The organism is Actinokineospora sp. NBRC 105648 (genome assembly GCF_030269645.1).
In the GTDB taxonomy this organism is placed as follows: domain Bacteria; phylum Actinomycetota; class Actinomycetes; order Mycobacteriales; family Pseudonocardiaceae; genus Actinokineospora.
This window is the reverse complement of sequence record NZ_BSTR01000095.1, coordinates 1,875-5,094: the sequence shown is the minus strand read 5'-3', so window position 1 is coordinate 5,094 and position 3,220 is coordinate 1,875. Positions and strand designations below refer to the sequence as shown.

General features: G+C 57.2%; 1 rRNA gene. It reads right to left on the bottom strand.

What is annotated here, in order from left to right:
- Positions 1–61 precede the first annotated feature (61 nt).
- Positions 62–3,172 (bottom strand): 23S ribosomal RNA (locus tag QSK30_RS36455).
- Positions 3,173–3,220: the final 48 nt, after the last annotated feature.

Genomic DNA, 3,220 nt, shown 5'->3' with positions numbered 1-3,220 from the left:
GTCCCGCGGTGGCGGGGGTGGTTGGTGTCTCAGACACCGCACAGTGGATGCGTAGCATTTTTGTAGCAAGCCCTCGGCCTATTAGTACCAGTCAACTCCACCCCTTACAGGGCTTCCATCTCTGGCCTATCAACCCAGTGGTCTAGCTGGGGGCCTTAACCCCTCAAAGGGGGCAGGAGACCTCATCTTGGAACGAGCTTCCCGCTTAGATGCCTTCAGCGGTTATCCCTTCCGAACGTAGCCAACCAGCCATGCCCCTGGCGGGACAACTGGCACACCAGAGGTTCGTCCGTCCCGGTCCTCTCGTACTAGGGACAGCCTTCCTCAAGTCTCCAACGCGCGCGGCGGATAGGGACCGAACTGTCTCACGACGTTCTAAACCCAGCTCGCGTACCGCTTTAATGGGCGAACAGCCCAACCCTTGGGACCTACTCCAGCCCCAGGATGCGACGAGCCGACATCGAGGTGCCAAACCATGCCGTCGATATGGACTCTTGGGCAAGATCAGCCTGTTATCCCCGGGGTACCTTTTATCCGTTGAGCGACGCCGCTTCCACCAGCCAGCGCCGGATCACTAGTCCCGACTTTCGTCCCTGCTCGACCTGTCAGTCTCACAGTCAAGCCCCCTTGTGCACTTGCACTCAACACCTGATTGCCAACCAGGCTGAGGGAACCTTTGGGCGCCTCCGTTACCCTTTGGGAGGCAACCGCCCCAGTTAAACTACCCACCAGGCACTGTCCCTGAACCGGATCACGGTCCGAAGTTAGACACTCAGTACGATCAGAGTGGTATTTCAAGATTGACTCCACCCACACTGGCGTGCGGACTTCACAGTCTCCCACCTATCCTACACAAACCGAACCAAGCACCAATACCAAGCTATAGTAAAGGTCCCGGGGTCTTTCCGTCCTGCCGCGCGTAACGAGCATCTTTACTCGTAGTGCAATTTCGCCGGGCCTATGGTTGAGACAGTCGAGAAGTCGTTACGCCATTCGTGCAGGTCGGAACTTACCCGACAAGGAATTTCGCTACCTTAGGATGGTTATAGTTACCACCGCCGTTTACTGGCGCTTAAATTCTGAGCCTCGCCCCCAAAGGGACTAACCCGTCCTCTTAACGTTCCAGCACCGGGCAGGCGTCAGTCCGTATACATCGTCTTGCGACTTCGCACGGACCTGTGTTTTTAGTAAACAGTCGCTTCTCGCTGGTCTCTGCGGCCACCTCGCCCTAGCCCGCAAGGAGCTTCAAGCGCTGTGGCCCCCCTTCTCCCGAAGTTACGGGGGCATTTTGCCGAGTTCCTTAACCATAGTTCACCCGATCGCCTCGGTATTCTCTACCTGACCACCTGTGTCGGTTTGGGGTACGGGCCGCGTGGAAACTCACTAGAGGCTTTTCTCGGCAGCATGGGATCACTCTACTTCGCCTCAATCGGCTATGCATCACGCCTCACCCTCATGCGACACGGATTTGCCTATGTCGCGGGCTGCACGCTTACACCAGACACCAACAGCTGGCGGAGCTACCCTCCTGCGTCACCCCATCGTTTGGCTACTACCGGATCAGATCCCGCGCTCCACTCCCAATCTCCGAAGAGACCAGTCGCTTCGGGCGGTTAGTATCACCGACCTCACCAGGGACGCGTCCACACGGGTACGGGAATATCAACCCGTTGTCCATCGACTACGCCTGTCGGCCTCGCCTTAGGTCCCGACTTACCCTGGGCGGATTAGCCTGGCCCAGGAACCCTTGGTCATTCGGCGGACGAGGTTCTCACTCGTCATTCGCTACTCATGCCTGCATTCTCACTCGCGTCACCTCCACGGCTGGATCACTCCGCCGCTTCCCCGGTGACACGACGCTCCCCTACCCATCCACACCACTGCACCCACACGTCAAGCATGTGAGCGAATGTAATATGTGAATGACACAGCTTCGGCGGTGCGCTTAAGCCCCGCTACATTGTCGGCGCAGGACCACTTGACCAGTGAGCTATTACGCACTCTTTCAAGGGTGGCTGCTTCTAAGCCAACCTCCTGGTTGTCTGGGCGACCCCACATCCTTTCCCACTTAGCGCACACTTAGGGGCCTTAGCTGGTGTTCTGGGCTGTTTCCCTCTCGACTACGAACCTTATCGCCCGCAGTCTCACTGCCACGCTCTCACACCACGGTATTCGGAGTTTGGTTGATTTCGGTAAGCTTGTAGGCCCCCTAGACCATCCAGTGCTCTACCCCCATGGTGAAACACATGACGCTGCACCTAAATGCATTTCGGGGAGAACCAGCTATCACGGAGTTTGATTGGCCTTTCACCCCTACCCACAGCTCATCCCCCAGGTTTTCAACCCTGGTGGGTTCGGGCCTCCACGACGTCTTACCGACGCTTCACCCTGGCCATGGGTAGATCACTCCGCTTCGGGTCTAGACCACGCGACTCAACCGCCCTATTCGGACTCGCTTTCGCTACGGCTACCCCACACGGGTTAACCTCGCCACGCAGCACTAACTCGCAGGCTCATTCTTCAAAAGGCACGCCATCACCCCAAAAGGCTCTGACGGCTTGTAGGCACACGGTTTCAGGTACTCTTTCACTCCCCTCCCGGGGTACTTTTCATCTTTCCCTCACGGTACTAGTCCGCTATCGGTCATCAGGAAGTATTCAGGCTTAGCGGGTGGTCCCGCCAGATTCACAGCGAATTTCACGAGTACGCTGCTACTTGGGAACACTCTCAGGAGACACCAGATTTTCGCGTACGGGACTCTCACCCTCTACGGTCACGCATCCCAGCGCATTCCACTAACCATGGTGTTTTCTCACTCCTCGACAATCCGGCAGAACTGTCAGAAAGGTCCCACGACCCCGCACACGCAACCCCTGCCGGGTATCACACGTGCACGGTTTAGCCTCCTCCGCTTTCGCTCGCCACTACTCACGGAATCACGGTTGTTTTCTCTTCCTACGGGTACTGAGATGTTTCACTTCCCCGCGTTCCCTCCACACACCCTATATATTCAGATGCGGGTGACACCACATGACTGGTGCCGGGTTTCCCCATTCGGACACCCTCGGATCACAGCTCGGTTGGCAGCTCCCCGAGGCTTATCGCAGCCTCCTACGTCCTTCATCGGCTCCTGATGCCTAGACATCCACCGTGTGCCCTTAGACACTTACTACAAAGATGCTCGCATCCACTGTGCAGTTCTCAAACACCAACCAGACAC